Below are 25,949 nucleotides of genomic sequence, written 5' to 3' on the forward strand. Positions count from 1 at the left end.
TCAGTTCCTAATCTACATTCGCTTCGTTACGAGGGACGCAATGGCAGAGCAGCAACATCAGCAAGATAAACGTGCCGCCGTGGTCATCAATCCCATGAAAGTCCCGGACGAGAATTTCAAGGAAAATTTCATCCAACTGTGCACGGACGCTGGTTGGGCCGAGCCGTTGTGGCTGGAAACCACCGAAGAAGATACCGGTGCCGGGCAGACCAGGCAGGCCCTTGAGGCAGGGGTCGACGTCGTTATTGCCGCAGGCGGCGACGGCACCGTCCGCTGTGTCGCTGAGATCATGGCCGGCACGGACACTGCCATGGGTTTGGTGCCGTTGGGTACGGGCAACTTGCTGGCCCGCAACCTCGGAATAGACGTCACGGATCCCCTGAATGCCGGCAAGGACGTTTTAGCCGGATCCGAGACCAAGATCGACGTCATCAACGCGGTGGTTGATCACGGCAAACATGAACAGCTGTTCCTGGTTGCCGCTGGTGTTGGATACGACGCCGCCATCATGGGCGACACTATCGACGGGCTCAAAGACCGGGTGGGCTGGCTGGCTTATGTCGAATCCGGCCTGCGGAAACTGCCAGGGAAGTCCGTAACAGTCAAGGTTACTGTCGACGGAAAGCAAACGATCCACCACAGGGTTCGGAGCGTAATGGTGGGCAATTGCGAAAAATTGATGGGCGGCGTTGAAATCTTCCCCGACGCCTTGGTCACCGACGGCGCCTTGGATCTTCTGATACTTGCACCCAAGGGCCGGTTTGGTTGGCTTGGTGTCATCGCGGGCGTCTTTGGCAAGGGTCGCAACAGAAACAAGTTTGCGCAGAGCCTCGCGGGGAAGACCGCGGAGATTGAATTGGATCGTCCGCAGGAATTCCAGCTCGACGGCGATCATCTAGGCACGGCAACACATTTGCAGGTCACCGTCGCTCCCCTGGCACTGACGATCAGAATGACGGGGTCACCTAAATAGCACCGGTGTGTGCAAGCTTAATTGTCACGGTCGGAAGGAGTTACCGATGAGTCATGAAGGCGCTGCCGCAAACAGTCCGTCCAACAGTCATGGGCAGCCGTTGCGCTGGCGCGAGAAATTCATCGTAGAGGAACGGCTGGTTCCGGCCAGCACGCGCCGACGCCTGTACCGCATCTCGCTAGTGCTGATGGTGGTGGGGATGGCACTGTTTCTCGTACTCCTTTTCGGGGTCCTGAGCCGGACAGGGTTGCAACGTTTTGATCAGCCGGTCTCAACGTGGTTCATGTCCTTGCGCTCCCAAACACTGACTTCCGTCATGATCGTCTTGGCAGTGGCTTTTGGACCCACGGCGCTTCCCATCGTCGTGCTGGTGGTCATTGTTGGATGGACGGTCCTGGCCAAACATGCCTGGCGGCCACTTCTCTTAGCGGTTAGCATGACCACCGGGCTGCTGTTGGCCAAGATCCTCGCGCCGCTCGTTAAACATCCCCGACCGCCGATCGATCTCATGCTCTTTGGTGCCGACAGCTCGTTCTCGTTCCCTTCCGGCCATGTTCTTGGCACCTCAGATTTCCTCCTGATACTTGCTTTTTTGATCGCGAGCCGACGCCGGAATAGGGCCCTTACGGTGGCCCTCTTCACGATTGCCGCCCTGGTCATCCTGGCCCAGCTAGCAAGCCGGCTTTATCTGGGCTACCACTGGCTCAGTGATACGACGGCGTCCGTCGCCCTATCTCTTCTCGTTCTAGGAGCAATTATGGCCATCGACACGGCGAGAACGGTTCGCGTTCCCGGTGAACTTATCCATGGTGAACAATCACAAGCCCAGGTGGACGGAACATGAACGCCGGCCAGGATGCCCGGAGTGCCGCCGGTAAGGCCGGAAACAGCCCTGCCCTGACGATTGTTGCCAGGATCGGATTCGCGGGCAGCGGACTCATGCACTTGCTCATGGGGTATCTCGCCATCAGGATCGCGCGTCACCACGGCGGCGAGTCGGATCAGTCCGGTGCGTTCGCTGAGATGGCGAAGTTGCCGGGCGGACTGATCCTTGTGTGGATCTCCGTGGTGGGTCTGGCAGCGTTGGCTTTGTGGCTCCTCTTGCAGGCGGGGCTGGGCATCGGGTCTTCCTCGAAAAAGAGGTGGGCTCGCAGCCTGGTTTCGTTCGGGAAAGCCGTTGCCTATGCTGCCCTCGCCGCCACTGCTCTAGCCTTGGCTCTCCGCCATCCCACCGATTCAACGGCCAGCGCTCAACAGGCCAGTGGAACCATCCTCTCGCTTCCAGGAGGGCAGGCGCTGCTCATCGCCGTGGGACTCACCACCGCTGGTATTGGCGGTTACTTCATTTACAAGGGCGCGCGGAAAAAATTCCGCGAGGATATCTCCTTGCCTGCAGGCCGGGCCGGGAAGGCGGTGGACCTGATGGGGATGGCTGGCTACATAGCCAAAGGCGTCGCGATCGTGACTCTGGGAATCCTATTCGTTGTTGCAGCCGTGAAGGTAGACCCGAATGATGCCTCCGGCCTTGACGGTGCGCTGAAGGCTCTCGCCGCCCTGCCGCTGGGGGAAGCCATCTTGACCCTGATCGGTGCGGGGCTCATTGCCTTCGGGCTCTACAGTTTCGCCCGGGCCAAATTGGCACGGCTCTGACCAACCGCATCGTCGGCTCCTTGACTACATGGGAGCCCGGAATGGCCTAACGCGGTGGCATGCAGGCTACGGCATCAACCTTGAATGAGGCCGCCACGTTGCTGGATCGGCTCGAGGAGAAACGACCTCCACCTACCCAGGTCACACACTTGACGCATGTGACTGGGATCACTATGTTTGTTGGACGTTCTACATCCGACATGGTAACCCTCTTTTCTTCGGGCCCCTCACGTCGGGCGCGGAACCTCATGGAACGTAGTTTGCACCGAATCCACGCGCCCCTCTACGGGCGCGGATCACTTGCGTCCGGCTCTGCCGGATGCTTCGAGAGGACTGGGATGTATCGGAACCACCATCGAAAAATCGGCCACTTGGGCCGCACGGCAACAACCGCTCTTGGCGCGGTCGTCATATTGGCGGGTGGTCTGCTCGCATCTACGCCCGCCACCGCGGCTCCTGCCGATCCGCCGGGAACTTTCACTGAGCAGAATCTGGCCCCCACAGTGACCAGCCCCTTTGCGGCCTACCGCATACCAGCTTTGAGCTACCTTGGAAATGACGTTGTCATTTCAGCATGGGACGGCCGCCCCACCAGTGCGGCGGATTCACCCAACCCCAATTCAATAGTGATGCGCCGCAGTACCGACGGCGGTGTCAGCTGGGATGCACAGCGCACCGTGTTGGCCGGGTTCGAAGACACTCCCAATGGCGGTGCGGCCAAATATGGATACAGTGATCCGAGCTTTGTTTACGACGCCGAGATCAACAAGCTTTTTCTCTTTTCCGTGTATTCCAAGAACGTCGGCTTCGTGGCCAGCACGTTTGGCAACGACGATTCCAACCGCAACATCATCAGCGCCCAGGTTTCCGAGTCCAGCGACGGCGGCCTGACTTGGAGCGCACCCAGGTTGATCACCAACATTGTCAAGCCAGGCACCAACGCGGCCAGCCCGCAGGCCGGGGACGTGCGAGGCATGTTCGCCAGTTCGGGCGAGGGCATCCAGCTAAAGTACGGCAGCTACGCCGGCCGGTTGATTCAGCAGTTCGCCGGGGATGTTCGCCAAAGCGATGGCAGCAACGCGATCCAGGCCTACAGCGTCTACTCCGATGACCACGGTGCAACGTGGACCAAGGGAGCCAACACCGGCACCAAAATGGATGAGAATAAGACCGTCGAGCTTTCCGACGGCAAGGTCATGCTCAACTCGCGCTCCAACAACGCCGCGGACAATGCCCGCAAGGTGGCCATCTCCACCGACGGCGGGCACAGCTACGGGCCCGTAACCTTGGACGCAGGATTGAGCGATCCTGCCAATAACGCCGCAATTACCCGGCTCTTTCCAAACGCCGCGGCAGGCACTGCCGACGCCAAAAAGCTTGTTTTCACCAATGCCAACGACGCGAACACCCGGCAAAACGTCTCCGCCCGGGTCTCCTGCGATGACGGCCTCACGTGGGGCGTTCCGCGCACCATCCGGTCCGGTTTTTCCGCCTACTCCACCGTTAGCCGTTTGGAAGATGGCCAGCTCGGCGTCTTGTATGAGTCCAGCTACACCAACGGAATCACGTTTGCGAAGTTCACCGACGACTGGTTGAACAGCTGCATTCCGCCGGTCCCTGCGGAGGTCACCACGATTGCCGGCGTGACAATCTCAGGAATGGCCACCAATATGTCCCGGAATCTCGACACAAATCCTTACACGGCCGGTGAAAAGGTTTCCTACAGCTTCACGGTCACCAACAAGAACGCAGGGGCCGTGACTGTCACCCCGACGGCGGGCAATGTCGAGCCGTTGGTGGCCCCGGCAACCGGCAACTGCCGATACCTATCCCTGGCGGCCGGCGGCTCCTACAACTGCAGCACTCCCTCGCACACCATTACCAGTGGAGAACTGGCCCAGGGATATTTTGTGCCTGGCACCAGCTGGGCAATCTCCGGCGCAGCTTCCGGAAGCGGAAATATACTGGGCCGCCCCGTTCCACTAGTGGACGGAGTTCAGACTCCCAGCGGATCCCTCGCCGGCGTCACCGTCACGGGTACACGCACGGATACGTCACGTAACTTGGCGACCTCCCCTTATGCGGCCGGTGAAACAGTCAGCTACAAGTTCACAGTCAAAAATACGACGGCGGGAACACTCACCGTGACGCCTACGGCCGGAATCTTTACCCCGTTCCTGCCGCCGGGCACAGGGAACTGCCGCTATACCAACCTCAGCGCGGGGGCATCGTACGTATGCAGCACTCCGCTGTACACAGTCACGGCAACGGACGTTGCCCGGGGTTACTTCGTTCCGGATACCTCATGGAGCGTGACCGGAGCCACATCAGCATCGGGCCGCCTCTTGGGTGAGGTGGTGCGGGTCAAGTAGTTCCTCACCGCCAGATCCGCGAGGGCCCATCCGCAGCATGCGGCTGGGCCCTTGGCGTGCCCGGCGGGATGCTCGAGAACCGAAGCTCAAAGCCAACCCTGATATGATGAATTCATCAAGTCATCATTTTGTGGGTTCATCGGAACAGAAACAAGGAGAGCTATGACATTCGGCGCTGACGAGCGGCCCCTGTATGAGATCAAGGCGAACCTGTTCAAGGGCCTCGCCCATCCTTATCGCATCCGGGTCCTGGAAATTCTTGCCGGCGTACAGGAGGCTCCGGTGTCTGCCTTGCTCGCCGAGACCGGCCTGGAGGCCTCACATCTCTCCTCTCATCTTGCGGTGCTGCGCCGTTACGGACTGGTGATTTCGGAGCGGCGCGCAAGCGTGGTTTATTACCGGCTGGCCTTCCCTCAGGTCGCGGAGCTTTTGCAGGTGGCCCGGTCGCTCCTTGGTGAATTGCTCCAGGATTCGCAGCGGCACCAGGCATCGGCATTGTCGCTGCCTGAAATTGCCCCGGTCCGATGAGTACTTCCTCCCGTTCCCTGTGGTCGTTGCTGCCGCAGAAGCAGGACTACCATGAGCTTCGCCGAAGCTGGCGCGGCGATTTACTGGCGGGCATCACTGTCGGCATCGTGGCGCTGCCCCTGGCACTGGCCTTCGGCGTGAGCTCCGGGGCCGGCGCCGAAGCGGGCCTCATTACCGCCATCATTGCGGGTCTCGTCGCCGCAGTTTTTGGGGGCTCAAACGTCCAGGTGTCGGGCCCGACGGGTGCCATGGTGGTGGTGCTTGCTCCCATCGTTGCCAGCTACGGAGTAGCTTCCGTCATGATTGTCAGCATTCTGGCTGGCGCTATTGTGCTCGTTGCCGGGGTTCTGCGACTGGGCCGAACCGTCAGTTACATCCCCTGGCCGGTGATCGAAGGGTTTACCGTCGGCATCGGGGCCATCATTTTCCTCCAGCAACTTCCGTCCGCAGTCGGCGTGAGCGGTGCCGGCCACAGCACCAACGCGGCGGTGGCCGCCGTCGAATCCGTTCGGGATGCCGCCTGGCCGTCAGCGCTGCTGCCCCTTGGCGCCGTCGTTGTTGTGGCCGTCGTCATGGTGCTGTTGACCCGTATCAGCGGCCGCCTTCCGGCTTCTTTCATGGCGATCGTGGTTGTCACCCTTGGCGCATCCCTGTTGCGGCTGCCCCTGGCCACAATCGGGGAGCTTCCGCAATCCCTACCGTTGCCGGCGCTTCCGGAGATCACAACAGACACCCTGCTGAACCTCATGGGGCCAGCCTTCGCCGTGGCCGCCTTGGCCGCGATTGAATCGCTGCTCTCGGCCAGGGTTGCCTCATCCATGGCAGATACCGGCCCATATAACGCTGACCGCGAGCTCGTAGGCCAAGGCCTTGCGTCAATCGCCTCGGGCTTCTTTGGTGGCATGCCCGCCACGGGAGCCATTGCTCGAACTGCTGTCAATGTCCGGTCGGGTGGGCGAACCCGGCTCTCTGCCATCGTGCATTCCTTGGCGCTTCTCGCCGTGATCTATGTGGCGGCAAATGTGGTTTCCGTGATCCCGCTCGCCGCACTCTCCGGAGTTCTCATGGTCACGGCCGCCAGAATGATCTCTCCGCGCATCATCAAGCAAGTGCTGCGATCGACTCGCTCAGATGCCATGGTTTTTATTGTCACCGCAATTATTACTGTGAGCTTCGATCTCATCATCGCCGTCGGGATCGGCATCGCTGCCGCCGCATTCTTCGCCCTCCGGGCACTGAGCAGGGCCAGTGGCGTGCACCGCGAAGAGCTAGACGGCGCCGCCGCGGCCGGCGATGAACGGATAGCCCTGTTCCGGATCGACGGCTCATTGTTCTTCGGCGCCGCCGAACGCATTCTCGAGCGCATCAGCGACCATGAGGGAATCGAGGTGGTCATTCTGCGTCTCTCCCAGCTCCAACTCATCGACGCCACCGGCGCCCACACACTCACCGAACTCGTGACGGCGCTGGAACGGCGGGGAATCACGGTCCTCATCAAGGGCATCAAGGATGAGCACCTGCAGCTTTTGGAACGCTTGGACGTGATCACCTCGCTCCGCCACCCCAACCATCTGTTCGCCGAGCTGGAACCCGCCATCGGCCATGCCCGATCGCACATCAGCCGAACTACGAAATCTCGCGCATGAGCAGCGACTCCCACAATCGTCCGACGCCGACCACCGACGGCCCGCCACCGATCCAGATCAAGCGCCGAACGCTCCTGATTGGCTTGGGCGCGCTGGGTGCCATGGGCGTGATCGGGTACTGGGCCACGGCGGCGAAGCCCAACAACAACGGTTCCACATTTGCCACTGCGCTGCGGATCCCACCGCTGCTGGAATCAGAAATGCTCGACGGCGAACGCGTCTTCCGCTTGAGCGCCCAGGCCGGTGAAACCGAGCTGGTGCCCGGTGTCTGGTTTGCAACGATGGGCTTCAACGGCACACACCTTGGGCCGACGCTTCGGGCTGTTCGCGGGGAGAAAGTTCGCGTGCACGTCACGAACAACCTCCCGGTTGCGACAACGGCCCATTGGCACGGCATGCTGTTGCCCGCCAGTCAGGACGGGACGGCCCATCAAGCCATCGCCCCAGGCGCCACGTGGAAACCGTCGTGGCAGATAGACCAACCGGCCGCGACACTTTGGTACCACCCGCATCCCCACGGACAGACCGAGTTGCAGGTCGGCAGTGGCATGGCGGGCGTGTTCCTGATCGATGAACAGACACCGTCCGGCCTGCCGTCGGACTATGGTGTGGACGATATCCCGCTGATTATTCAAGACGTCACCGTGCAGTCCGGTGGCCAACGCCCGGGAACGCCCACCACCGCACCCATCGGGCGGATCGGCAACACCGTGATCGTCAATGGCACCCACGAACCGCACTTTGCCGCGACAACCCGCCAGCTGCGATTGCGGGTTTTGAATGCCTCGGCCGCTCGCTGCTACAACCTTGAGCTCTCTACCGGGGAGCAGTTCCACCTCGTGGGCACCGATGGCGGGCTGCTTCCGGCCCCATCACCGATGGGCAGCCTGCTGCTCTCCCCTGCCGAACGCGCCGAAATCGTGGTCACCGTGCCGCAGGATGCCGATCTGGTCCTGCGCTCGGTCCCCCACGATCTCGGCATGAGCAAGGGCGATGACATGACCTCCGGCGCCGAGGACACGTTTGGAATTCTGCGCATCACCGGGGCGGGCGCCGCCACCGCTGGCGGGCTGCCCACGGCGCTGCCGTCGGCCAGACATCCTGGGCGGGCGTCCGGCATCGAACGTCATTTCATCCTCGGTGACACAACCATCAACGGCAAGTCCATGGACATGGACCGCATCGATACCGTGGTTGCGGCCGGCTCCACCGAGATGTGGATGCTCGAGAACACCTCCAAGCGGGCCCATAATTTCCACGTTCATGGGACGCAATTCGTCGTGGCCGCGGAGAATGGCGGCACTCCGGAGCCTCGGAATCGGGGGTGGAAGGACACCATTTTCATCGCACCGGGTGGCACTGCCGAGCTGATGGTGCCCTTTGGTGGCTACGCCGATCCCACCACCCCGTATATGTACCACTGCCACATGCTCTGGCATGAGGATCAAGGCATGATGGCCCAGTATGTCCTCACCGACGGCGAGCCTTCATCCGAGCCCGTCATGCACCCTAACGCGATGCACCACTGATGACTCACTCGGCGTCCACTGCAGGAAAACGACCAACGCCCTAGCTGATTCTCCGGCCGTCCGCCAACCTCATCACGAAGTCGGCGGCGGCGATCGATTCCTCGTCGTGGCTGACGCACGCCACCGCCGCACCGCGGCACGCTTCCTCGGCGAGCATGGTGCGGGTGCGTTCCCGACTCTGCGCATCGAGGCCGGCCGCCGGTTCATCGAGAAGGAAGATGCGCGCCCTGCGGGCAATCCCCTGGGCAAGCAAGGCGCGTTGGCGTTGGCCTCCGGAGAGGCTATTGAAAGAGACTGCCGCGAAATCGGCGAGCCGGACGCGGTCCAGAGCCTCGGCAACCCGGGCTTTACGCTCCTTGGCGTCGATTTTCCCTGAGCCGCGCGGCGAAACACCCCAGGTCCCCATCGTGACCACCTCCCTGACAGTGAGGGGCAGCGAGTCCGGGGTTGTCACCCGCTGGACAACCAGCGCCACCTCGTCGGCGCGTTCCACCGTGCCCATCAGGGGCTGGCGAACGCCCGCAAGAATCTCCATGAGGGTTGATTTTCCAGCACCATTAGGGCCGGCGATGGCGGTCACCGCTCCCCATTGCAGATCAACATTGACATTCGTAAGAACGGGAAGATCCCCGAAGCTAAAGGATAAGTCTCGCCCGCGCAGGGCATAGTCAGAAGAAATCACAGCTCAGTCTAACCCTATTTGATAATCATTATCATTAGCATCTAGGGTGGTGACATGCACTGGCTTATGGAACCCTTCTCGGCAGACTTCTTTCTGCGAGCACTGCTCGGCGGCGCCCTGGTTGCGATCATCTGCGGGGTGATAGGAACCTGGGTTGTTGTCCGTGGCATGGCATTTCTAGGCGAAGCGATTGGCCACGGCATGCTACCGGGCGTTGCCCTGGCGACGATTGCCGGGGCTCCCGCCGTCGTGGGCGGTGCCATAAGCGCCATTGTCATGAGCGCACTGATCAGCGCTTTGCAGCGACGTGGTCGCCAGTCCTATGACACGAGCATTGGCCTGCTGTTTGTTGCGATGTTGTCCCTCGGCGTCATCATCGTCTCGCACTCGCGATCCTTCGCAACCGACGCAACGGCCATGCTTTTCGGGGACATCCTCGCCATGAGCAAAGGGGACCTGATGGGCCTGCTGATTGCTGCGATCGTGACGATAGTTGTTGCCGCAGCCCTGCACCGCAGCTTTGTCGCCGCGGCGTTCGATACCCGTATAGCCAAAACACTGGGACTCCGGCCGCACATCGCGCAGCTGGCCTTGGTGGGCTTGGTGACGCTTGCCGTCGTTTCCTCGTATCAGGCAGTCGGGTCCTTGTTGGTGGTTGGCCTGCTGCTGGCGCCGGCCGTTGCAGCCACCCCGTGGACCTCCAGCATTCCCACCCGCATGACCTTGGCATCCGCGTTCGGCATGCTCGCCGTCGGCCTGGGCCTGCTCTGTTCTTGGTACGCGGGCACGGCGGCAGGGGCTTCCATTGCCGCGGCCGCCATCACACTGGCTGCCCTCTCGAATGCGGTGGCAGGCCTCATCGCCAGGCGTCGCCCGGCGGCAAACACCACTGCTGAAGAACCCACTCCCCTCCCCGTTTCCGCATCACGCCCTGGAAAGTTGTCATGAATACCCGAACACCACAGGCGGTACTATCCGCCCTGACTTTGCTTGCTCTGACGGGCTGCACCGGCGCTCCCACCTCGCAACCGGATGCGAGCGAAACTACTAAGTCTGAACACGGCGGGATCGCAGGAGCAGCCCAAGTCGCTGAGCCACAGCTTCATCTGGTGGCCATCGACGCCGCGGGCAAAGCCTCCATGCTGGATCTCTTGAACGGCACCAAGGCCCAGCTTGACCCAGTACAGCCGCCGATCAATGTCACCAGTGATGGGCGCTATGTTTTCGCGGCCAACCCCCATGGCGTGGAAATCATCGACAGCGGTGTATGGACGTGGGATCACGTGGACCACTTCCACTACTACCGTGCCGAACCCGCGGCGCTCGGCACGGTGGCCGGCGAGGGTGCGGCGACCGTCGCCACGGGGTTGCTCTCCACGGCTGGCACCACGGGCATGTTCTTCCCGTCTTCCGGTTCTGCCGTCCTCGTTGATAACTCGGCCCTTTCGGAGGGAACAATCTCCGAGACTCTCCGGCTGGAAGTTGCACCCCACGCCGGTCTCATTGCCCCGCTGGGTGACGGCGCCGTCGTCACCGAAGCTGACGCAAACGGCAAGGCCGCGCGCTTGCGCGCCATTGACGCCGGTGGCAAGGAATTGACCGCGGCGGAGTGCCCCGCGGCCGCGGGCACCATCACCACGCGCGCGGCTTTGGTCATCGGATGTGCCGACGGCGCGGTGATCGCCACAAGCGACGGGGCGGCGCCGGCCCTGGACCATGTTCCCTACCCGGCAGGAGCGGCCGCACCGGCAACGGCCTTCGACGCACGCAAGGGCCGCCCCACCGTCGCCGGCATCGGAAAGGATGCAGGGGTGTGGCTGCTCAACACCCGTGAACGGGAGTGGGACTGGATTCCCACAGCTACCCCCGTGCTTGCCGCCGCCACGGTGGACGACGACGCCGGGCACGTCGTCGTCGTCGGTACCGACGGCACAGTTCAGGTGTATGAGGAAAGCACCAAGGAACGCATAGCAACAACGACGCCGCTGATGCCCAAAACCCTGGCCAGCCCGGAACTGACGGGGAAGGTCGAGCTCACGGTTGACGGCGGGCGCGCCTACGTCAGCGCACCGGCAGAGGGTGTGGTGTTTGAGATTGATTTCGCCGATGGCGCCCGCATTGCCCGGACCCTTGAGTTGCCAACGCAGCCTGTGCATCTCGTGGAGACCGGCCGATGAGGCGTCCGGTGCTGCTGACCATGGCGGCGGTGATGGCCATGATCGCGTCCGGGTGCTCGCAAGCGGCACCGTCACCGGGTCCGCAGATCGTGGTCACCACGAACATTCTGGGCGACGTGACCCGGCAGGTCCTTGGCGACCAGGCAACCGTGACCACCCTCATGCCGCCCGAGGCCGACCCGCACTCCTTTGAAATTTCCGCCCAGGAGGCGGCCCTCATGGGCGATGCGGATCTGCTGGTCTCCAATGGTCTGGGTCTGGAGGAAGGGTTGCAGCAGCATCTCGACAGGGCTGCCGCAGCCGGTGTCCCCATGCTTGCTGCCGGCGAGGTGATCGACGCAGTACCTTACAATTCCGGGGACGCGGAAGGTGCGCCGGACCCCCATTTCTGGACAGATCCGGCCGCCATGCTCAGCGTTGTCAACGCGGTTGAGGCGGCCGCGTCCAAGATCGACGGGGTCGACGCCGGGAAGCTGGCCACCAGCGCGGCCGCCTACCGGGCCCAGCTGGCGGAACTCGACGCTGAGATGACAACGGCCTTCGCGGCGCTCCCTGCGGATCGCCGGGCCTTGGTTACCAACCACCATGTCTTTGGCTATCTCGCCAAACGGTTCGATTTCCAGGTCATCGGGGCCGTCATTCCCGGCGGAACCACGCTCGCCGCACCCAGCGCCGCCGATCTACGTCAGCTCAGCGAGGCGATCAGCAGCGCCGGAGTGCCCACTATTTTTGCCGAATCATCCCAGCCGGACCGCCTGGTTCAGGTCCTCGCCAGCGAGGCTGGCATCGATGTGGAGGTCCGCGAACTGTTCACGGAATCACTGAGCCGCCCCGACGGCGAGGCACCAACGTACGTGGACATGATGCGCACCAACACCCAACGAATCGTCCAGGGACTGTCACCCTGACCACGTTCACGCAATTGCTCTTGCACCCAACAGAAAATGAGGAATCATCACATGCTCCGCCAAAGAAATAACCGCTTGGGAGTTACCGCCGCAATCGCAGGAATTCTGCTTGTGGCCACCGGCTGCGCCAACGGTTCCGGCACACCCGGCGCCACAGCCGAGGCCCCCAGCACTACCTCCGCAGATGCGAACGGACGCGTCGCCGTTTCCTACAAGGGCGGCATCAGCGTCCTCGACGCCAATACTCTCGAGACCGTAAAGGCCTTTGACTCCGAAGAGTTCACCAGGCTCAACGCCGCCGGGGACGGCAGGCACGTCTTTGTCACCACAACGGCCGGCTTCCAGCTGCTGGACATGGCCGAGCCCGAACTCACCGATCTGGTGGTCGATGCGACCGCGCCGGGCCACGTGGTCCGGCACGCCGGCAATACTGTCCTCTTCGATGACGGAACGGGTACCACCACCATCCTGAAATCCAAGGACCTCACCAACCTCAATGGGGCACTGCCGGAGGCGCAGACGTACAAGGCCGAATCAGCCCACCACGGCGTGTCAATCGTGTTGGAGGACGGAACGCTCCTCACCACTTCGGGAGACAAGACCTCACGGTCTGGGGCCGTTGCCCTCGAGGCTCACGAGGACCATTGGCACTCGATCGCTGAGAGCAAGGAATGCCCGGGGATTCACGGTGAAGGTACTGCATCCGATGAAGCAGTGGTCTTTGGTTGCGAGGACGGTGCGCTCCTGTACCACCACGGAAAATTCGAAAAGTTCACCGCTCCGGACAAGTACGGCCGGATGGGGAATGCGTTTGTCTCCGAAACCAGCCCGATCGTGGTCGGTGACTACAAGAATGATCCGGACGCCGAAGGCTACCTCCTCAACTCCGTTGCCCTGATCGATACCGAAAAGAACAGCTACAACGTTGTCAAGCTTCCCGACACCGTCAACTACACCTTTCGCGACGTGGCCCGGGGCCCCGGCGACCTGGCCTACATTCTGTCCACGAACGGATCCATTCACGTGCTGGACCCCAAAGACGGAAAGATCGTCAATGAATTCCCCGTGATCGGTGCGTGGGAAGGTCCCGCCGAATGGCAGGACGCCCACCCCGCCATCACGGTCAACGGCGACACCGCCTACATCACCGAGCCTGCCACCAGCACGATTCATTCAGTGGACCTCACCACCGGCAAGATCACCGCGTCCAAGAAAATGGACGCAGTCCCCAACGAAATCGCCATCAACGTCAGAGCACACTAACCCCTCTTAGCAAGGCAGGTGTCGCAGCTTCCTAGCTGCGACACCTGCCTTGTCTTAACCGGCCGCAGCGCCATCCATGCAAATGGCAGGGGCCGCTTTCACCGACTCAATTTTGGCTTTTAGTAACTCCGCCCCGTTTTTTCACTCCGGAATCCGGTGATGTGTCCCATAATCAAGGAGTCGCATGCGTTGGGTGGGGTGTGCGGCGAACGGACTGGGCGATTGCCCAGCCTTGCAGGCAAGCCGGACCAGGCCGGATTGCCCACCACGGGACCATAGCGGTCACCGGGTTACCGAACAGCGGAGGTCTCGGCAATGTCACGGACTCTAACGGCGCTTCTCCACAGGAGAAACAAATCAACATCCCTGAGCGGGCGACACTTTTCAAAGAGGGGAAAACACCTTGCCATCTTTGTGGCAGTGAGCATGTGCATGGTCGCCGGAGCGATTCCTTCCCACGCTGACGGCACCGCCTCCATGGCGGAGGATCCCGGTCCGGTGGGAAGTTTTGCATGGAAGGGTTTCAACTGGCAAAAACGTTTCTGGGGCGGGGCCCCGCAGTACAACCAAAGTTTTGATCCGGCCAACGTCAGCAACCCGGACGCGAATGACTATGTCACTCTAAAATTGTCCAACCCCACTGGATCTGCCCCCGCGGGAGCTGAACTGCAGTCCACGCGTCAGGGTTTCGGTTACGGAACGTACAGCACCACCGTTGAGAAGAACATCAACCTGCTTCAAAAGGAAGTGGTTTGGGGGTGCCTTTTCCCCTACGATCCAGATGCATCACCTGGTTTCAACGAAATCGACTTGTGCGAGGCCTCTGCTTGGGGCGGTGGCGCTAGCTATGGTGAATCCTGGCCCGTGACCCAAGGGCATGGCTACTGGTTTGATGCCAGCAAACCGGCCGGCGAGGGCAACAGCACCATCACTTTTGACGTGACCAACGATCTCATCCTGACCCACAGGTTGGTGTGGGAACCGGGCAAGCTGACCTTTGAAACATTTGCGGGTGAAGGATACTCCGGCACCCTGCTCAAGAGGACTGTCATGGAGGGCGCCACGGTCCCAGTGCCGGCAAAGGAGGCAATCCACTTCAATCTCTGGGTCACTGGGGGCGGTGGCGGTGACCCCGCACATGTGGTGCCGGAAACCGTCGTCGTCCGTGACTTCACTTTTACCCCGCGAGACGTCCCACCCCTGACGCTCACGGCACCTGCCCCAACCATTGGCGGCACGTTGCGGACGGGCTCAACCTTGACGGCGAACACCGGCGCTTGGACGGCTGGGACAACCCTGCAGTATCAGTGGTACCGCTCGGGAACAGCCATCGCTGGAGCCACGGCCAAAACTTACAAGTTGGATAAGTCGGACAAGGGCGGCACCATCATGGTGCGTGTGACGGGTTCCAAGACCGGTTACACAACTGTCTCGAAGTCCTCAGCGTCTACGTCACCTGTAGGTTAACAGGCGGCTGCGGACGGGAATCGTGACGGAAACTCACGGTTCCCGGCCGCAGCGAATGGAGAGCTTTGCGGCTACGGTTTCTGCGCACGGACGGGAACAATGCGCTTGATTGCCAAGCCCAGTGCCAGCATCGCGAAGGCTGCGAGCGCCAGCCAGAACACCTGGCCGGCTCCGGTCATGGCCAGGGCCGCCGATCCCACACCTGCGGCCATGGGAGCTGTTGGGTTGTTGTACATGGTTATTACCAAACTTTCTTCTTGTTAAAAATTGCATCCGTGTAAGCCTTGGCGTGAACCAATTGCAAGAACAGGTCTATGACTGTCTCGTACATGGTCGCGGCCAGCAGCATGTATTTCCATCCGCGCAGTCGCACGGTCACGACGCGCTCAATCACGAACACTCCGGTCACGGCCATCCAGAAGGCGTGGATGTGAAGCCCCTGTCCGGTACCAAGTGCGACGCCGATCGAGGAGAAATACGCGATGGTGACGAGGACGCCAATCATCGAAAGGACTTGGCGCCCCCAGTATGGCCGGGTGACCTTGGTCCAGCCGTATTGCACGCAGTTCTCCACGGCGCCCCTCTTCCACCGGAGACGCTGAGCCCACAGTTCTCGCCAGGTGGGCATCACTTCCGTGACCAAGGTGCAATCGGCCGGGGAGGCAATGCTGTAACCCAGGGTGAGCAGCGCGAAGGAGAGTTCGTTGTCTTCGGTCAGGACCGAGGTGTCATAGATGCCACCCTGGCCGTTGCCTGCTGGCAGAACCCCCGAGGTCCTGGCCATTGACACGCCCTTGAGCGTGCGTACCCGGAACAGTGCTGCCGTACCGGTGACAACCAAGCATTTCCCGTGGAGCCGCTTCACATCCCTGGCGTATCGGGCGTATTCATTGCGTTGCAGGTGGCCAACGAAGCCGCCACCGGGACCGCCGCGAAAAACGCCGCCGACGGCGCCAAGGTTGTCGTTGGCGCTCAAATGACGCACGGCGTTCTCAATAAAGTCCGGTGACAGCTGGGAATCGGCGTCTTGCACCAGGATCAGGTCATCCGGGTCGGCATCCGCTAGGAGGCCGCTCAGGGCGAAGTTCAACGCCCCGGCCTTTTTGTCTGTATTTCCCACCGTGCTGATCACTTCGGCTCCGAAATCCACGGCAAGCTGCTCTGTAGCGTCCGTGCAGTTATCTGCAATGACAATCACTCGGTCCGGACGGCGTGTTTGCTGTCCAAGCGATTCGAGCGTCTCGATGATGGCTTCGGCTTCATTGTGCGCGGGGACCAGAACAGTCACTACTCCTCCACGGCCCCTATGGGCACCCTGGGAGATTTTCGCTATGGATTCCTGCGACTCGATGGGGAGTTTCCCTGCGTCAATCGTGTTCTGGTGTCGCATCGGATTCCTCCCCGTGGTCTTGTTTCGCTGCCGTTTTCTACTTTGGCAGCGGCAACTTAACCAACGGGCAAGAAACCGTCAGGAATGAAACAGGACTAGCTCAGGACTGGCTCAGGGATTGCTCAAGAAGGCACGGGATTACTCGATGGTGGGCAGGACTATATAAACGCTGTGACCATGGCCTTCGTGAATGAGGATAGTCCCAGGCTCGATCTGCCGGTGACCAGCATCCATCCGTGGTCAGGGCAGAACCGGACCTCTTCGTCCATCCAGATTCCCCCTGCTTTCACGATCTCGGCCTCCATCCCGGGCCAGCTCGTCAGCACTTTTCCGGCTAGTACGCCGGCGTTGACCAAGATCCCAGGACCATGCGAAATGGCTGCCACAGATTTGCCAGCCCGAACAAACTCGGCAACCGCACCAATCGCGTCCGGCTGCTCCCGTAAAGTAACTGAATTGTCCAACCCGCCTGGGAGCACCAATGCAGCGCACTCACCGATATTTAGCTCCTCGATGATGCTGTCGACGTGAATAGTCTCGCTGGTCCGGACTCCGCGATGGACGGCCTGAATTGGGCCGTGGCCGGTGGAAACGAGGATCGGATTTCCACCGGCTAGCTTGACGGCCCGCCACGGGTTCGCCAGCTGTGCATGTTCCACACCGAAAGGAGCCACAAGAAAAGCTATCTTCTTGCCGCTCAGTTCATGAGACATCGAACGCCTCCCTTCCATCCTGAACGTTTCTCAACGCCAATTCACATCAACCCACCATCCCTTGTCGAGACTGGCGGCAGGTATTGTTCCGTCGCGCTGTTGCTAGACCGGACGGCTGCTGGGCGGTTCGTCTATGGCCGACCGGTCTGCGTCACCGAACACGGCACCGAGTCCTTTGGAATCCGCGGTTGCTTCACCTTGGGGAATGGCCTCGCCGTGTCCGCGCGAATTTTCAGCTTCCGCCGTGGTGCTCCTGCCCAGGTCCGCAAATGTTTGGCCACCCGTGCGACGCCAGCTGACGTGAACCTTGGCCGAGCCGTCTTCAGGCGTTTCCACCAGAGTCTCGATCTCGTCATCGGGCGCGCCCATGTCCCGCAGCTTCTGTTGATATGAGAGGAGAAGTTCGGCGAGGTTCTCCGGGTTCCATTCACCCTCCGGCATGCGTGTTGATATTTCCACTGGTTCATTGGTGCTGCTCATCTCATCCTCCTGATGGGGCGGGCTTATTCTGGTTGCACAATGAGCGGATCAGCTATGAATTCCGCAAGGACTTGATCAGCTCGTCCTTGCGCTTCCTCGAATATCCCCTCAGTCCAATCTCCTTGGCCTTATCCTTCAGTTCTGCCACGGTCCATTCTTCATACGCCTGTGACTGGCCTCCTCTGCGTCCCACTGCCGAGCGGCCCTCCTTCGCGGCCGCGTTGGAGATCCTGGCCGCTTTTTGGGCCGATGCGCCGTCGTCCCGGAGCGATTCATACAGCTGGGGGTCCTTCAAACTTGGATTCTTTTTCTCAGGCAAAGTTCACATCCTTTCCTTGCATGGCCGATAACGAGGTTGGCTAGATGCTCCCCGGCGGCAAGTATGGTGGCACCTCTATTTCAGGCGCAGGCGAAGCAGCGGTATCCGCTTGAGCCGCGGCGTCTTCTCGGGCAATGGCTTCGGTGGCCGCGAGGAGCTTGCCGATCATCGACTTTTCCTGGAGCAGGTTCTGGTTCAACAGTTCAGCTACTCCTGCCACACCTCGCGCCTTCGCCTGAAGGATGAGGGTTTCGTAGACGGCCACTTCATAGTGTTCGGTCTCGATGGCCCCGGAAAGTACGACGCCGTCTGCAAGGGAGCTGTCAACCTTGCCCAGGAGGGACTTGAGTTCCTTCGCCAAACCCTTGGTGGTGGGAGACGGTGACCTACCGGCTTCAGTACTCAATAGTGCAAAGCACTGATGCAAATTCTCGATTTGCTGCCTTGTTTCATGCGTGTGCTCCTGAAACAGCTCCTTTACTTCGCTTCGCATGGCGGCTTTTCTCATGTCGTGAAGCAGTTCCTGGGAATCGTGCTCCATGGTCAGCGCCAGCCCGAGCTTGAATCGGAAAATTTCTTCGGCAGTGTTGAAATGTTCAAACATGGTTTGTCCTCCGCGTTCGCGTTGGGAAACTTGGTGAAACTTTCATTCCGTTCAGTGATGGGCAATGCCAGAACCACGGATTCGCCGCGACAAGCACGGCGGCGGCTGGTTCACCTACCAATTCGACTCTAGCGAGGACTCACGGGAATTTCCATGGTGCTCTGAACACCGATGAATAGTGCTCTCATTGCTGCCACCAGCTGTCCCAACAATGAGCTGTTGGACGTGCAACAACTCGCTCGCTAGCATGGAATTATGCCCAGTGCAGGCGGTCACAAACTATGCACCGAGTTCTTTCCCGATCTAGCCACAGCGTACGAAAACCGACGAGAGGCAAGAGAAATGAACGAGCACGAACCTGCGGAACCACAGCCGGTGGTTCCCGAACCATTCCCGTCAAGTCCCGAACCGGGCGATCCCCCAGTACCGGCTGACCCTGACCAACCGGACCAACCCATCCCCCCGGTCCCCCAGCCGCACAAGCCCATCAACCCTGACCCGTTCTTCCCGCCAGCCCCTCTTGTCATTTAGACCTGGAACCTTCTTCGCTGGCTGCAATCAGCGCAACGGGCCACTCTTCAGAGGTCTGGGATCGTTCGGGCCAAGATGGCCGGCAACGGGTTCGTGTGCCGAGGAACTATTCTTGATGGCGCGGAACAGATACGCAGCAAGCCCTTGCTGACCACCGTGAGTGAAGGCACGTCGCTGGCGATCCGCGCCGGTTCCCACGAGGAGTAGTTGCTCTGTTAATGCCGTGACAGTGGCTAGGTCGCCAGCGGCCTCCAAGGCCCGATGGGTTTCATCCAGCAAAGACTGCACCACCTCCGGCGCTGGTGCCAGCCTGTTCACACAAGGGTCAACCAAGTCGCGGGCAAGTCCATGGCGAGCCGCGTGCCACAAGGCTGCATCCAACAGCTCCGGGCCGGCCGAAGCTGGCGTTGGCTGCGTCATGGAAGTCATCACCAGTGCGCGTCCCAGCAGTGCAAGCAACAGCGTGGTGGAAGGCTCCAATTGAGCATCTGTAACGCGAATTTCCAGTGTGGGGTGACGGGCAGAGAGCCGCGCCGACCACGAAATGGATCCTTTGTCCATGGTCGCTCCGATGCCAATGAGCGCTTGAGTTCTGTTTCTGTAGTCGGCGGCATCGACGAATTCGGGCGGGCATCCTGCCGTGGTCCACCGCCGGTACTGAATGGCACGCCAACTGCAAAAGGCTGTGTCACGGCCACACCAAAACGGCGAATTGGCCGACATCGCCAACAAAACTGGCAGCCACCGGCGCAGGTAGTTCAATGCCACCACACCTTCGTCTTGGCTGGGGATGCCAACATGGATGTGGAGGCCATTGATGTAATGTTCGAACGCCAATAATCCGATGCTGTCCGCAATCCCTGCGTATCGATTGGTCCCCGTCACCGTTTCATGTGCCGACTTCATGAATGGTGTACCAACCCCGGCCACCAACACCCCGCGTTCCTCAGCGCATTCAGCCAAGGCTGTCCGAAACCCCCAAAGCGCCTGGGCCGCCTGCTGAAAGTTCGAGAATATTGGCGAGGAGTATTCCACTTGAGAGAGCAGGAACTCACCATGAACGAGCCCAGGACCAATATTGAATTCTTCGAGCTCCCGCTGAATATCCGCCGCGACAGGAACGGGCACCAGGGTCTCCCGGTCAAGAAAAATGAACTCTTCCTCAACTCCAAAAGTTAACATTCTCCACGCCTACTTCCGTCGATCGATCTCAGGGAAGCTATGGAATTCTCAACTGCCTCCGTCCGACAGCCAGTTACCCGGATGCCCCGACTCCAGGTAGGTGTACGCCTGTGAACGCCATGACGGCTTCCACGGAGACATCGTGGGCATAGTACGACTCGCACTTGCCGCAGCTATAGTCCACTGCCATCCAGCCGTCCCTCTTGGACGAGAGCGCCTGAATTGATTCCATAGTCAGGTACTCTGCGGTGTTGCACTCCGAACAGTGGATCTCCGGTGCTGGTGCTTGGAGAATTTTCTCGGCGTCACCAAAAGTGGGGCCGGTTTTCATGGCAGGCTCTCCTCACTCAGATCGCTATGCAGATATGGCAGTGACCTGGGCCACACATCAACGTGCATGCGCCGATAGAACTGATCAGCAGATGATGAGATGAATATTAAGCCGATTCCCAACCCCTGTCCACAAGAATCTCACCGGGCTTGAGCGGCCCGAGAGAGTTCCTCTGCTTCTGGGCAACACCGTATCCGGTGTTGTGAACGCAGCTGGCGAAAGTGGTTTAACAACGGGGCCGCGCTCGATGCGCAGCCCCGTTGTTGTCATTTCAGCGTTTACGCGCCCGTGGCAGCTAGCTGCGGGTAGAGCTTTTCGATGGGGGCGCTCAGGCCGGCCTTGAGGTTGACGGAAGTGTCGTCAGCCAACACCTCGTATTCCCCCGCCTCGACGGCGTCGAACACTGCGTGAACCAGCTCCGCCGGGTCCTTCTTCGGATCGTTGGAGTGGGCGGCCATGGGCGTGTCTACATAGGCGACGTGCACTCCCATCACGTGAACGCCGGCCGGCGCCAGCTCCAGGCGCAGGGAGTTAGTTGCCGACCACAGGGCCGCCTTCGTGGCGCTGTAAATCCCGGCGACGGCGTACCAGCTCAGCGCCGAGTGGATATCGATGATCACGGCTCCGGTCTTGCCCGAGAGGATCGGCACGAATGCGCGGGCCAAGAAGAGCGGGCCAAAAAAGTTCGTTTCAACGTTGGCCCGGATTTCCTCCTCCGTGTGGCTCAGAATCCCGGGTGTGGGTGTGGAGGCTCCGGCGTTGTTGATCAACACCGTCACATCCCCTGCTGCCTCGACCGCGGCCTGAATCGACGCCGAATCGGTGACGTCCAGGGTCAGCGGCACAATCCGCTCGTCATCCCACGCACGCGGGGTGCGGGCGGAGGCATAGACCTTGGCAGCACCACGGGCTAGGGCTTGATGGACAAAGTGAGTGCCGATGCCACCGTTTGCTCCGGTGACAAGGACAACTGCTCCCTTAAGTGAGGGCATGGAATTTCCTACTTTCTGAATTTAAGGGATATTAGGCGTTAGCCAGGACGGGGTAATCGGTGTATCCGGACGCGCCGCCAGCATAGATCGTGGCAGGGTCCAACTCGTTCATGGGAGCTTGGGCACGCAGGCGCTCGACGACGTCGGGGTTGGCCAGTGCCATCCGGCCCACAGGAGCAATGTCGGCAAAGCCGGCGTCGATGTCGGCGGCAATCTGCTCGCGGGTGCGGCCATAGCGGACCACCAGCACCGCCGTCGGCCATACCTCACGGAAGGACTGCAACAACTCATCGTCACCGACGTGGTGCAGGTGCAGATAAGCCAAGTTCAGGCCGGCCAGCTCACCGACCAAGTGTCCATACTGCGCCCGCACATCGGCAACTTCACCTTCATTGATGCCGCCCAACAGCATTGACGGTGACAGGCGGATGCCGACACGGTCAGCGCCGATCTCCTGCGCCACGGCACGGGCCACCTCAATGACAAAGCGGGAGCGGTTCTCCACCGATCCGCCATAGGCATCGGTGCGGTGGTTCGCGTTCGGTGAAAGGAACTGGTGCAGCAGGTACCCGTTCGCACCATGGATCTCCACGCCGTCGGCACCGGCAGCAATCGCGGACGCAGCGGCGTGAACAAACTCGGCGATTGTGGCCCGAATATCCTCGATGCTCAGTTCACGCGGTACCGGCGTCTGCTGCTGTCCACTCGGGGTCGCAATGTCCACGCCGGCTGAAATGGCCGACGGCGCTACCGGCTGACGATGATGCGGGGTGTTGTCCGGGTGCGAGTTCCGGCCCGCGTGCATCAGCTGGATGAACAACGATCCGCCACCGGCATGCACGGCATCGGCGACGTTCCGCCACCCTGCAATGTGCTCCGGTGTATAGATGCCGGGCGTGTTCACATACCCCTGCCCATCGGCCGAGGGTTGGGCACCTTCGGTGATCAACAGCCCCAGGGATGAGCGCTGGCCGTAGTATTCGGCGACAAGATCGCCGGGGGTACCGTCAGCGTGAGCCCTGTTACGGGTCATCGGTGCCAGTGCGAGCCGGTGTGAAAGCTCTACACGGCCCAGGGTGAATGGTTGCCACAGAGAAGACAAAGTCATGGGGAAAATGTTCCTTCTATAGAGGGAGGGCACTGCGTCGGCGCTACGGTCCGCGAAGCTGGGAGCTCCGGGCCGTCATGGGAGAATGAGTTGACCCAGATCCGATCCCAAACAGTACCGACTACACTCATAACTGAGTGTGATCAGACTTTATTCCTGAAGGGACCATCGTGCCAGAAACTTCCCCGCCCCTCGGACGACGCGAACGGAACAAGCAAGCCAAGCTGGACCGCATCGTGGCAGCCGCTGGCGAGCTCTTTTCCGAATATGGGGTCGACGATGTCACCACACAGCAAATTGCCGACAAAGCCGACATCGGAGCAGGCACTCTTTTCCTCTACGCCAAATCCAAGGGTGAGCTGCTCCTGATGGTGCAAAACTCCAGCTACGCCGATTCACTCGAACGGGGCAGGGCTGCCGCGGAGAAGACTCCCGACATGCTCCAAGCCGTTATGGCGATCCTCACCGAAGTGGTCCACTGCAACCGAACCCAGGTCGACAACGGCCGGACCTACCTTCGCGAAATGGTCTTTGGCGACCCGGAGGAACCACACCGGCGCGAAGCGCTCGGCCTCTCGTTTCAGACCGAGGAGGCCGTCGCCGCGGTACTGCAACGGGATCAGCGCATCAATTCCGGGCAAGCCGCAACACGCGCGAAGGTTGTCTCCGCCATTATGTTCCTCACCATGTCCGCCACGGGAAACGCCGCAAAGACCATCGAGGAACTGCTGATCGAGATCAGAACCCAGATCCAGGTCCTGCTGCCTACAGCCTGATCCCCACTTCGCGACCAAAAGCATTGGCGACGGCAGCTATGTCCCGAGGCGTCGTTCGGCAACACCCTCCAACAAGCCGGGCACCAGCGTCCCTCCACGAGCCTGATAGTTCTGCGAGGCTCTGGGTTCGGGCGCCTTCTGCGCCGTCCGCCGCAGGGGCCGGCCCCCACGTCTTGCTTGTCGGGTCATAGCTTTCGCCCGAATTTGGATACGCAATCAACGGCAGGCGGGTAGCTCTGGCCAGTGCTTCCAAGGCTGGTGAAACCAACTCCAGCGGCACGCAGTTCACACCTATGGCCGCCACATGGGAATACCCCTCACAGAGACTGGCAACCTCGGCCAAGGGTGTGCCATCGCTAATATGACCGCCATCGCCGAGCGTGAACGAGAACCAAGACTCAACGCCATACTCTTCCACCAGTTCCAACAAGGCCTTGGCCTCCGAAAGCGATGGCAGAGTCTCGCAGGCTAAAAGGTCCACGCCAGCGCCTACCAAGGCTGCGATCCGAGGCCTGTGAAAGTTCTTAAACTCGTCCTCCCCCAGGATGTAGTCGCCCCGGTACTCCGATCCGTCGGCGAGAAATGCGCCATAGGGACCAACCGAGCCGGCAACCAGCAACGGGGTCACCTGGGGATTCTCAGCCAGAAACTCACCTCGGGCTTCCTGCGCCAGTTGCACACTCAAGGCCACCAACTCCAGGGCTTCCTCCTCTAGGATGCCTCGTTGCGCAAACCCCTGGGGCGTGGCCTGGTAACTCGCAGTGATGGCTATCTGGGCTCCGGCGGCAAAGTAGTCGCGATGAACCCGCTTGATCAATTCCGGCTGCTCCAAGAGAACTTTGGCTGACCAGAGCGAATCATCCAGGTCGCACCCATGCGTTTCCAGTTCCGTGGCCAAGGCCCCATCCACGGTCAGATCGGCGCCGACAAGGAGCATACGGGAAAGCAAGTTGTTGAGCGGCATGATGTGATCTCCAGGCTTTTTGGCTCTTCGCCAAAGTTGTTCGTGATCTTTATAAGCAAGTTTTCATGCTTGTAATGATTATCACAGTGTGTCACTATGGCAGTCAAGCAATCCAGCGAGAACCTTAAGGAAGAGGCATCCCTATGAGCATTCAGATGAAGTCCGTTCGCAAGCTGCGCGTGCATTGGCCCATAGAAGCAACGTCCTTCTCCCGGCTGGCGATGGGTGAGGCTGAAGCCATCCGGGAGGACGAAGGCATAGCAACACTCCTGCAGGCATTGGCCGAATCACCTGAATTGGGCGATTTTGGAAATTACCGGCATGTCTTCGAATCGGGTGTCGGCTTCGAAGGATTCACCGTGACGGCCGGAGCCAACCCCACCCTGGGTCAAGTGGGGCATCGGACATTGTCGCCGACATTCGTTTTTACAACGTACTTCGACGCCGCCCTCGATGACGCCGCGGTGGAATCCTTCATGCGTCGCATGATAGAAATCCACCCCTGGGAAGTGCCTGTCATCGAACTCTCCAGCCCCGTCACTATCTCCGGCAGCGCGCCTTCAGCGGTCCGTGCCGAGAAGGTCGCATCATGAGAGAAGTGACGGCGAACAAGCTTTGGGATGACCTCGGTCCCGTCCTCGCAGGCCGAACCTTTACAGACTTGACGCATGCCTTCCATCCCGGACAACCACATTTCCCGGCCTTCCCGGATGAGACCCGCGAGGCCTTGTTTGATCTCGAAAAGGGAGATGGATTCACCGCCCACCGCTATTCGATCGTGGGCCAGTGGGGCACGCATGTGGATCCGCCGTCGCACTTTATCCGCGGCGGGCGGACCCTGGACCAGATACCCGTCGATGACATGGTCCTGCCGCTGGTGATACTGGACATCACCGAGCGAGTTCGCACTAACGCCGATGCCACTCCCACCATGGCCGACATCGAAGCTTGGGAGAAGCGCAACGGCACCATCCCTGCGGGCTCGTTCGTGGCATTGCGGACCGGCTGGAGTCAGCGATGGCCGGATGTGGATGCCATGGCCAACAAGGATGACGAAGGCATCAGCCACACTCCAGGATGGTCGCAATCGGTCCTCACCTTCCTCCTTGAGCAGCGATCCGTTTCGGCGGTAGGCCATGAGCAGACCGACACAGATCCGGGCGGGGCCACCTCCCGCAATGATTTCAGTCTGGAAACGTACGTATTGAAGCAGAACCGGTGGCAGATCGAGCTCTTGGCGAACTTGAGTGGAATCCCGGAAACCGGTGCTGCCCTCGTCGCAACATGGCCAAAGCCACTGCACGGCAGCGGCTTTCCGGCCCGGGTTTTTGCCATCCACTAGGAAGCCCCAATCCACGGCTAGA

The 25,949-nt window shown here is 60.7% G+C and carries 27 protein-coding genes; 15 read left to right on the top strand and 12 right to left on the bottom strand.

What is annotated here, in order from left to right; all coding sequences use genetic code 11:
* The first annotated feature begins 40 nt into the window (after nucleotides 1-40).
* The 7 genes from BLV41_RS11805 (at nucleotide 41) to BLV41_RS11835 (ending at nucleotide 8,698) form a co-directional block, all read left to right on the top strand.
* On the top strand, nucleotides 41-973 hold the full coding sequence (locus BLV41_RS11805) for a diacylglycerol/lipid kinase family protein (RefSeq protein WP_074711774.1): 933 nt from the start codon (nucleotides 41-43) through the stop codon (nucleotides 971-973).
* Between the two features lie 46 nt (nucleotides 974-1,019).
* Nucleotides 1,020-1,817 (top strand): phosphatase PAP2 family protein, encoded by a 798-nt coding sequence (locus BLV41_RS11810; RefSeq protein ID WP_074711775.1) that lies wholly within the window; start codon nucleotides 1,020-1,022, stop codon nucleotides 1,815-1,817.
* Nucleotides 1,814-2,623 (top strand): DUF1206 domain-containing protein, encoded by an 810-nt coding sequence (locus tag BLV41_RS11815; protein WP_083360749.1) that lies wholly within the window; start codon nucleotides 1,814-1,816, stop codon nucleotides 2,621-2,623. Before BLV41_RS11810 ends, BLV41_RS11815 begins: the two co-directional genes overlap by 4 nt.
* A gap of 371 nt (nucleotides 2,624-2,994) precedes the next feature.
* Nucleotides 2,995-4,995 carry a sialidase family protein gene (locus tag BLV41_RS11820; protein WP_244516872.1) on the top strand — a complete coding sequence of 667 codons (2,001 nt, stop codon included), beginning with the start codon at nucleotides 2,995-2,997 and terminating at the stop codon, nucleotides 4,993-4,995.
* A gap of 162 nt (nucleotides 4,996-5,157) precedes the next feature.
* Nucleotides 5,158-5,523, top strand: a complete 366-nt coding sequence (locus tag BLV41_RS11825) for an ArsR/SmtB family transcription factor (protein ID WP_074711777.1) — start codon at nucleotides 5,158-5,160, stop codon at nucleotides 5,521-5,523.
* Nucleotides 5,520-7,169, top strand: coding sequence for a SulP family inorganic anion transporter (locus BLV41_RS11830; protein WP_074711778.1), 1,650 nt, complete (start codon nucleotides 5,520-5,522; stop codon nucleotides 7,167-7,169). Before BLV41_RS11825 ends, BLV41_RS11830 begins: the two co-directional genes overlap by 4 nt.
* Nucleotides 7,166-8,698, top strand: coding sequence for a multicopper oxidase family protein (locus BLV41_RS11835; RefSeq protein WP_074711779.1), 1,533 nt, complete (start codon nucleotides 7,166-7,168; stop codon nucleotides 8,696-8,698). The genes BLV41_RS11830 and BLV41_RS11835 overlap by 4 nt, the downstream gene beginning before the upstream one ends.
* 40 nt (nucleotides 8,699-8,738) lie before the next feature.
* Here BLV41_RS11835 and BLV41_RS11840 read toward each other — a convergent pair whose 3' ends face one another.
* Entirely contained in the window at nucleotides 8,739-9,380 is a 642-nt protein-coding gene (locus tag BLV41_RS11840) for an ATP-binding cassette domain-containing protein (protein ID WP_074711780.1), read from the bottom strand.
* Nucleotides 9,381-9,434: 54 nt separating this feature from the next.
* On the opposite strand from BLV41_RS11840, the gene aztB reads away from it, so the two are divergent.
* The 5 genes from aztB (at nucleotide 9,435) to BLV41_RS11865 (ending at nucleotide 15,195) form a co-directional block, all read left to right on the top strand.
* A complete protein-coding gene (gene aztB, locus BLV41_RS11845) occupies nucleotides 9,435-10,328 on the top strand; it encodes a zinc ABC transporter permease AztB (RefSeq protein ID WP_074711781.1) in 894 nt (297 codons plus the stop codon).
* Complete coding sequence (locus tag BLV41_RS11850) at nucleotides 10,325-11,557, top strand: ABC transporter (RefSeq protein WP_074711782.1); 1,233 nt, start codon at nucleotides 10,325-10,327, stop codon at nucleotides 11,555-11,557. Before aztB ends, BLV41_RS11850 begins: the two co-directional genes overlap by 4 nt.
* A complete protein-coding gene (aztC, locus tag BLV41_RS11855; RefSeq protein ID WP_074711783.1) occupies nucleotides 11,554-12,465 on the top strand; it encodes a zinc ABC transporter substrate-binding protein AztC in 912 nt (303 codons plus the stop codon). The genes BLV41_RS11850 and aztC overlap by 4 nt, the downstream gene beginning before the upstream one ends.
* Nucleotides 12,466-12,501: 36 nt before the next feature.
* Nucleotides 12,502-13,728, top strand: coding sequence for a zinc metallochaperone AztD (gene aztD, locus BLV41_RS11860; protein WP_044576799.1), 1,227 nt, complete (start codon nucleotides 12,502-12,504; stop codon nucleotides 13,726-13,728).
* Between the two features lie 432 nt (nucleotides 13,729-14,160).
* Entirely contained in the window at nucleotides 14,161-15,195 is a 1,035-nt protein-coding gene (locus BLV41_RS11865; protein WP_044577163.1) for a hypothetical protein, read from the top strand.
* A gap of 71 nt (nucleotides 15,196-15,266) precedes the next feature.
* Here BLV41_RS11865 and BLV41_RS22080 read toward each other — a convergent pair whose 3' ends face one another.
* The 10 genes from BLV41_RS22080 to BLV41_RS11910 all read right to left on the bottom strand — a co-directional run bounded on the left by BLV41_RS22080 (nucleotide 15,267) and on the right by BLV41_RS11910 (nucleotide 22,845).
* Nucleotides 15,267-15,431 (bottom strand): hypothetical protein, encoded by a 165-nt coding sequence (locus tag BLV41_RS22080; protein WP_170835463.1) that lies wholly within the window; start codon nucleotides 15,429-15,431, stop codon nucleotides 15,267-15,269.
* 5 nt (nucleotides 15,432-15,436) lie between these two features.
* The gene (locus BLV41_RS11870) at nucleotides 15,437-16,585 is read right to left on the bottom strand and encodes a glycosyltransferase family 2 protein (RefSeq protein ID WP_083360751.1); all 1,149 of its coding nucleotides are present in this window, start codon (nucleotides 16,583-16,585) and stop codon (nucleotides 15,437-15,439) included.
* Between the two features lie 158 nt (nucleotides 16,586-16,743).
* On the bottom strand, nucleotides 16,744-17,298 hold the full coding sequence (locus BLV41_RS11875) for a DJ-1/PfpI family protein (protein WP_074711784.1): 555 nt from the start codon (nucleotides 17,296-17,298) through the stop codon (nucleotides 16,744-16,746).
* Nucleotides 17,299-17,400: 102 nt separating this feature from the next.
* A complete protein-coding gene (locus BLV41_RS22305; protein WP_074711785.1) occupies nucleotides 17,401-17,778 on the bottom strand; it encodes a hypothetical protein in 378 nt (125 codons plus the stop codon).
* A 52-nt stretch (nucleotides 17,779-17,830) separates the two neighbouring features.
* Nucleotides 17,831-18,097 carry a DUF7218 family protein gene (locus BLV41_RS11885; protein ID WP_044576791.1) on the bottom strand — a complete coding sequence of 89 codons (267 nt, stop codon included), beginning with the start codon at nucleotides 18,095-18,097 and terminating at the stop codon, nucleotides 17,831-17,833.
* A 40-nt stretch (nucleotides 18,098-18,137) separates the two neighbouring features.
* Nucleotides 18,138-18,701: a YciE/YciF ferroxidase family protein gene (locus BLV41_RS11890; protein ID WP_074711786.1), complete on the bottom strand. Its 564-nt coding sequence runs from the start codon at nucleotides 18,699-18,701 to the stop codon at nucleotides 18,138-18,140.
* Between the two features lie 558 nt (nucleotides 18,702-19,259).
* Nucleotides 19,260-20,414, bottom strand: coding sequence for a carboxylate-amine ligase (locus BLV41_RS11895; protein WP_074711787.1), 1,155 nt, complete (start codon nucleotides 20,412-20,414; stop codon nucleotides 19,260-19,262).
* A gap of 73 nt (nucleotides 20,415-20,487) precedes the next feature.
* Nucleotides 20,488-20,745, bottom strand: a complete 258-nt coding sequence (locus tag BLV41_RS11900; RefSeq protein WP_074711788.1) for a hypothetical protein — start codon at nucleotides 20,743-20,745, stop codon at nucleotides 20,488-20,490.
* 278 nt (nucleotides 20,746-21,023) lie between these two features.
* Nucleotides 21,024-21,737, bottom strand: coding sequence for an SDR family oxidoreductase (locus BLV41_RS11905; protein ID WP_074711789.1), 714 nt, complete (start codon nucleotides 21,735-21,737; stop codon nucleotides 21,024-21,026).
* Nucleotides 21,738-21,768: 31 nt separating this feature from the next.
* Nucleotides 21,769-22,845, bottom strand: coding sequence for an alkene reductase (locus BLV41_RS11910; protein WP_074711790.1), 1,077 nt, complete (start codon nucleotides 22,843-22,845; stop codon nucleotides 21,769-21,771).
* A 170-nt stretch (nucleotides 22,846-23,015) separates the two neighbouring features.
* Here BLV41_RS11910 and BLV41_RS11915 point away from each other — a divergent pair, with 170 nt between their 5' ends.
* The gene (locus tag BLV41_RS11915) at nucleotides 23,016-23,621 is read left to right on the top strand and encodes a TetR/AcrR family transcriptional regulator (protein WP_074711791.1); all 606 of its coding nucleotides are present in this window, start codon (nucleotides 23,016-23,018) and stop codon (nucleotides 23,619-23,621) included.
* Here the strand turns inward: BLV41_RS11915 and mmuM are convergent.
* Nucleotides 23,611-24,585, bottom strand: coding sequence for a homocysteine S-methyltransferase (mmuM, locus tag BLV41_RS11920; RefSeq protein WP_074711792.1), 975 nt, complete (start codon nucleotides 24,583-24,585; stop codon nucleotides 23,611-23,613). The genes BLV41_RS11915 and mmuM overlap by 11 nt on opposite strands.
* A gap of 143 nt (nucleotides 24,586-24,728) precedes the next feature.
* On the opposite strand from mmuM, the gene BLV41_RS11925 reads away from it, so the two are divergent.
* A complete protein-coding gene (locus BLV41_RS11925; protein ID WP_074711793.1) occupies nucleotides 24,729-25,178 on the top strand; it encodes a YqfO family protein in 450 nt (149 codons plus the stop codon).
* Entirely contained in the window at nucleotides 25,175-25,927 is a 753-nt protein-coding gene (locus BLV41_RS11930) for a cyclase family protein (RefSeq protein ID WP_074711794.1), read from the top strand. Before BLV41_RS11925 ends, BLV41_RS11930 begins: the two co-directional genes overlap by 4 nt.
* The last annotated feature ends 22 nt before the right edge of the window (nucleotides 25,928-25,949 follow it).

This window comes from Arthrobacter alpinus (assembly GCF_900105965.1).
Taxonomy (GTDB): Bacteria; Actinomycetota; Actinomycetes; order Actinomycetales; family Micrococcaceae; genus Specibacter; species Specibacter alpinus.

What these genes read in the sequence shown, in the direction of transcription:
- BLV41_RS11815 (WP_083360749.1), top strand. Translation starts at nt 1,814, where the DNA reads ATGAACGCCGGCCAGGATGCCCGGAGTGCCGCCGGTAAGGCCGGAAAC.
- BLV41_RS11870 (WP_083360751.1), bottom strand. Translation starts at nt 16,585, where the DNA reads ATGCGACACCAGAACACGATTGACGCAGGGAAACTCCCCATCGAGTCG.
- BLV41_RS11835 (WP_074711779.1), top strand. Translation starts at nt 7,166, where the DNA reads ATGAGCAGCGACTCCCACAATCGTCCGACGCCGACCACCGACGGCCCG.
- BLV41_RS11850 (WP_074711782.1), top strand. Translation starts at nt 10,325, where the DNA reads ATGAATACCCGAACACCACAGGCGGTACTATCCGCCCTGACTTTGCTT.
- BLV41_RS11830 (WP_074711778.1), top strand. Translation starts at nt 5,520, where the DNA reads ATGAGTACTTCCTCCCGTTCCCTGTGGTCGTTGCTGCCGCAGAAGCAG.
- BLV41_RS11825 (WP_074711777.1), top strand. Translation starts at nt 5,158, where the DNA reads ATGACATTCGGCGCTGACGAGCGGCCCCTGTATGAGATCAAGGCGAAC.
- BLV41_RS22305 (WP_074711785.1), bottom strand. Translation starts at nt 17,778, where the DNA reads ATGAGCAGCACCAATGAACCAGTGGAAATATCAACACGCATGCCGGAG.
- BLV41_RS11900 (WP_074711788.1), bottom strand. Translation starts at nt 20,745, where the DNA reads ATGAAAACCGGCCCCACTTTTGGTGACGCCGAGAAAATTCTCCAAGCA.
- BLV41_RS11890 (WP_074711786.1), bottom strand. Translation starts at nt 18,701, where the DNA reads ATGTTTGAACATTTCAACACTGCCGAAGAAATTTTCCGATTCAAGCTC.
- BLV41_RS11805 (WP_074711774.1), top strand. Translation starts at nt 41, where the DNA reads ATGGCAGAGCAGCAACATCAGCAAGATAAACGTGCCGCCGTGGTCATC.
- BLV41_RS22080 (WP_170835463.1), bottom strand. Translation starts at nt 15,431, where the DNA reads ATGTACAACAACCCAACAGCTCCCATGGCCGCAGGTGTGGGATCGGCG.
- mmuM (WP_074711792.1), bottom strand. Translation starts at nt 24,585, where the DNA reads ATGCCGCTCAACAACTTGCTTTCCCGTATGCTCCTTGTCGGCGCCGAT.
- BLV41_RS11875 (WP_074711784.1), bottom strand. Translation starts at nt 17,298, where the DNA reads ATGTCTCATGAACTGAGCGGCAAGAAGATAGCTTTTCTTGTGGCTCCT.
- BLV41_RS11865 (WP_044577163.1), top strand. Translation starts at nt 14,161, where the DNA reads ATGGTCGCCGGAGCGATTCCTTCCCACGCTGACGGCACCGCCTCCATG.
- BLV41_RS11895 (WP_074711787.1), bottom strand. Translation starts at nt 20,414, where the DNA reads ATGTTAACTTTTGGAGTTGAGGAAGAGTTCATTTTTCTTGACCGGGAG.
- BLV41_RS11910 (WP_074711790.1), bottom strand. Translation starts at nt 22,845, where the DNA reads ATGACTTTGTCTTCTCTGTGGCAACCATTCACCCTGGGCCGTGTAGAG.
- BLV41_RS11925 (WP_074711793.1), top strand. Translation starts at nt 24,729, where the DNA reads ATGAGCATTCAGATGAAGTCCGTTCGCAAGCTGCGCGTGCATTGGCCC.
- BLV41_RS11810 (WP_074711775.1), top strand. Translation starts at nt 1,020, where the DNA reads ATGAGTCATGAAGGCGCTGCCGCAAACAGTCCGTCCAACAGTCATGGG.
- BLV41_RS11905 (WP_074711789.1), bottom strand. Translation starts at nt 21,737, where the DNA reads ATGCCCTCACTTAAGGGAGCAGTTGTCCTTGTCACCGGAGCAAACGGT.
- aztB (WP_074711781.1), top strand. Translation starts at nt 9,435, where the DNA reads ATGCACTGGCTTATGGAACCCTTCTCGGCAGACTTCTTTCTGCGAGCA.
- aztD (WP_044576799.1), top strand. Translation starts at nt 12,502, where the DNA reads ATGAGGAATCATCACATGCTCCGCCAAAGAAATAACCGCTTGGGAGTT.
- BLV41_RS11930 (WP_074711794.1), top strand. Translation starts at nt 25,175, where the DNA reads ATGAGAGAAGTGACGGCGAACAAGCTTTGGGATGACCTCGGTCCCGTC.
- aztC (WP_074711783.1), top strand. Translation starts at nt 11,554, where the DNA reads ATGAGGCGTCCGGTGCTGCTGACCATGGCGGCGGTGATGGCCATGATC.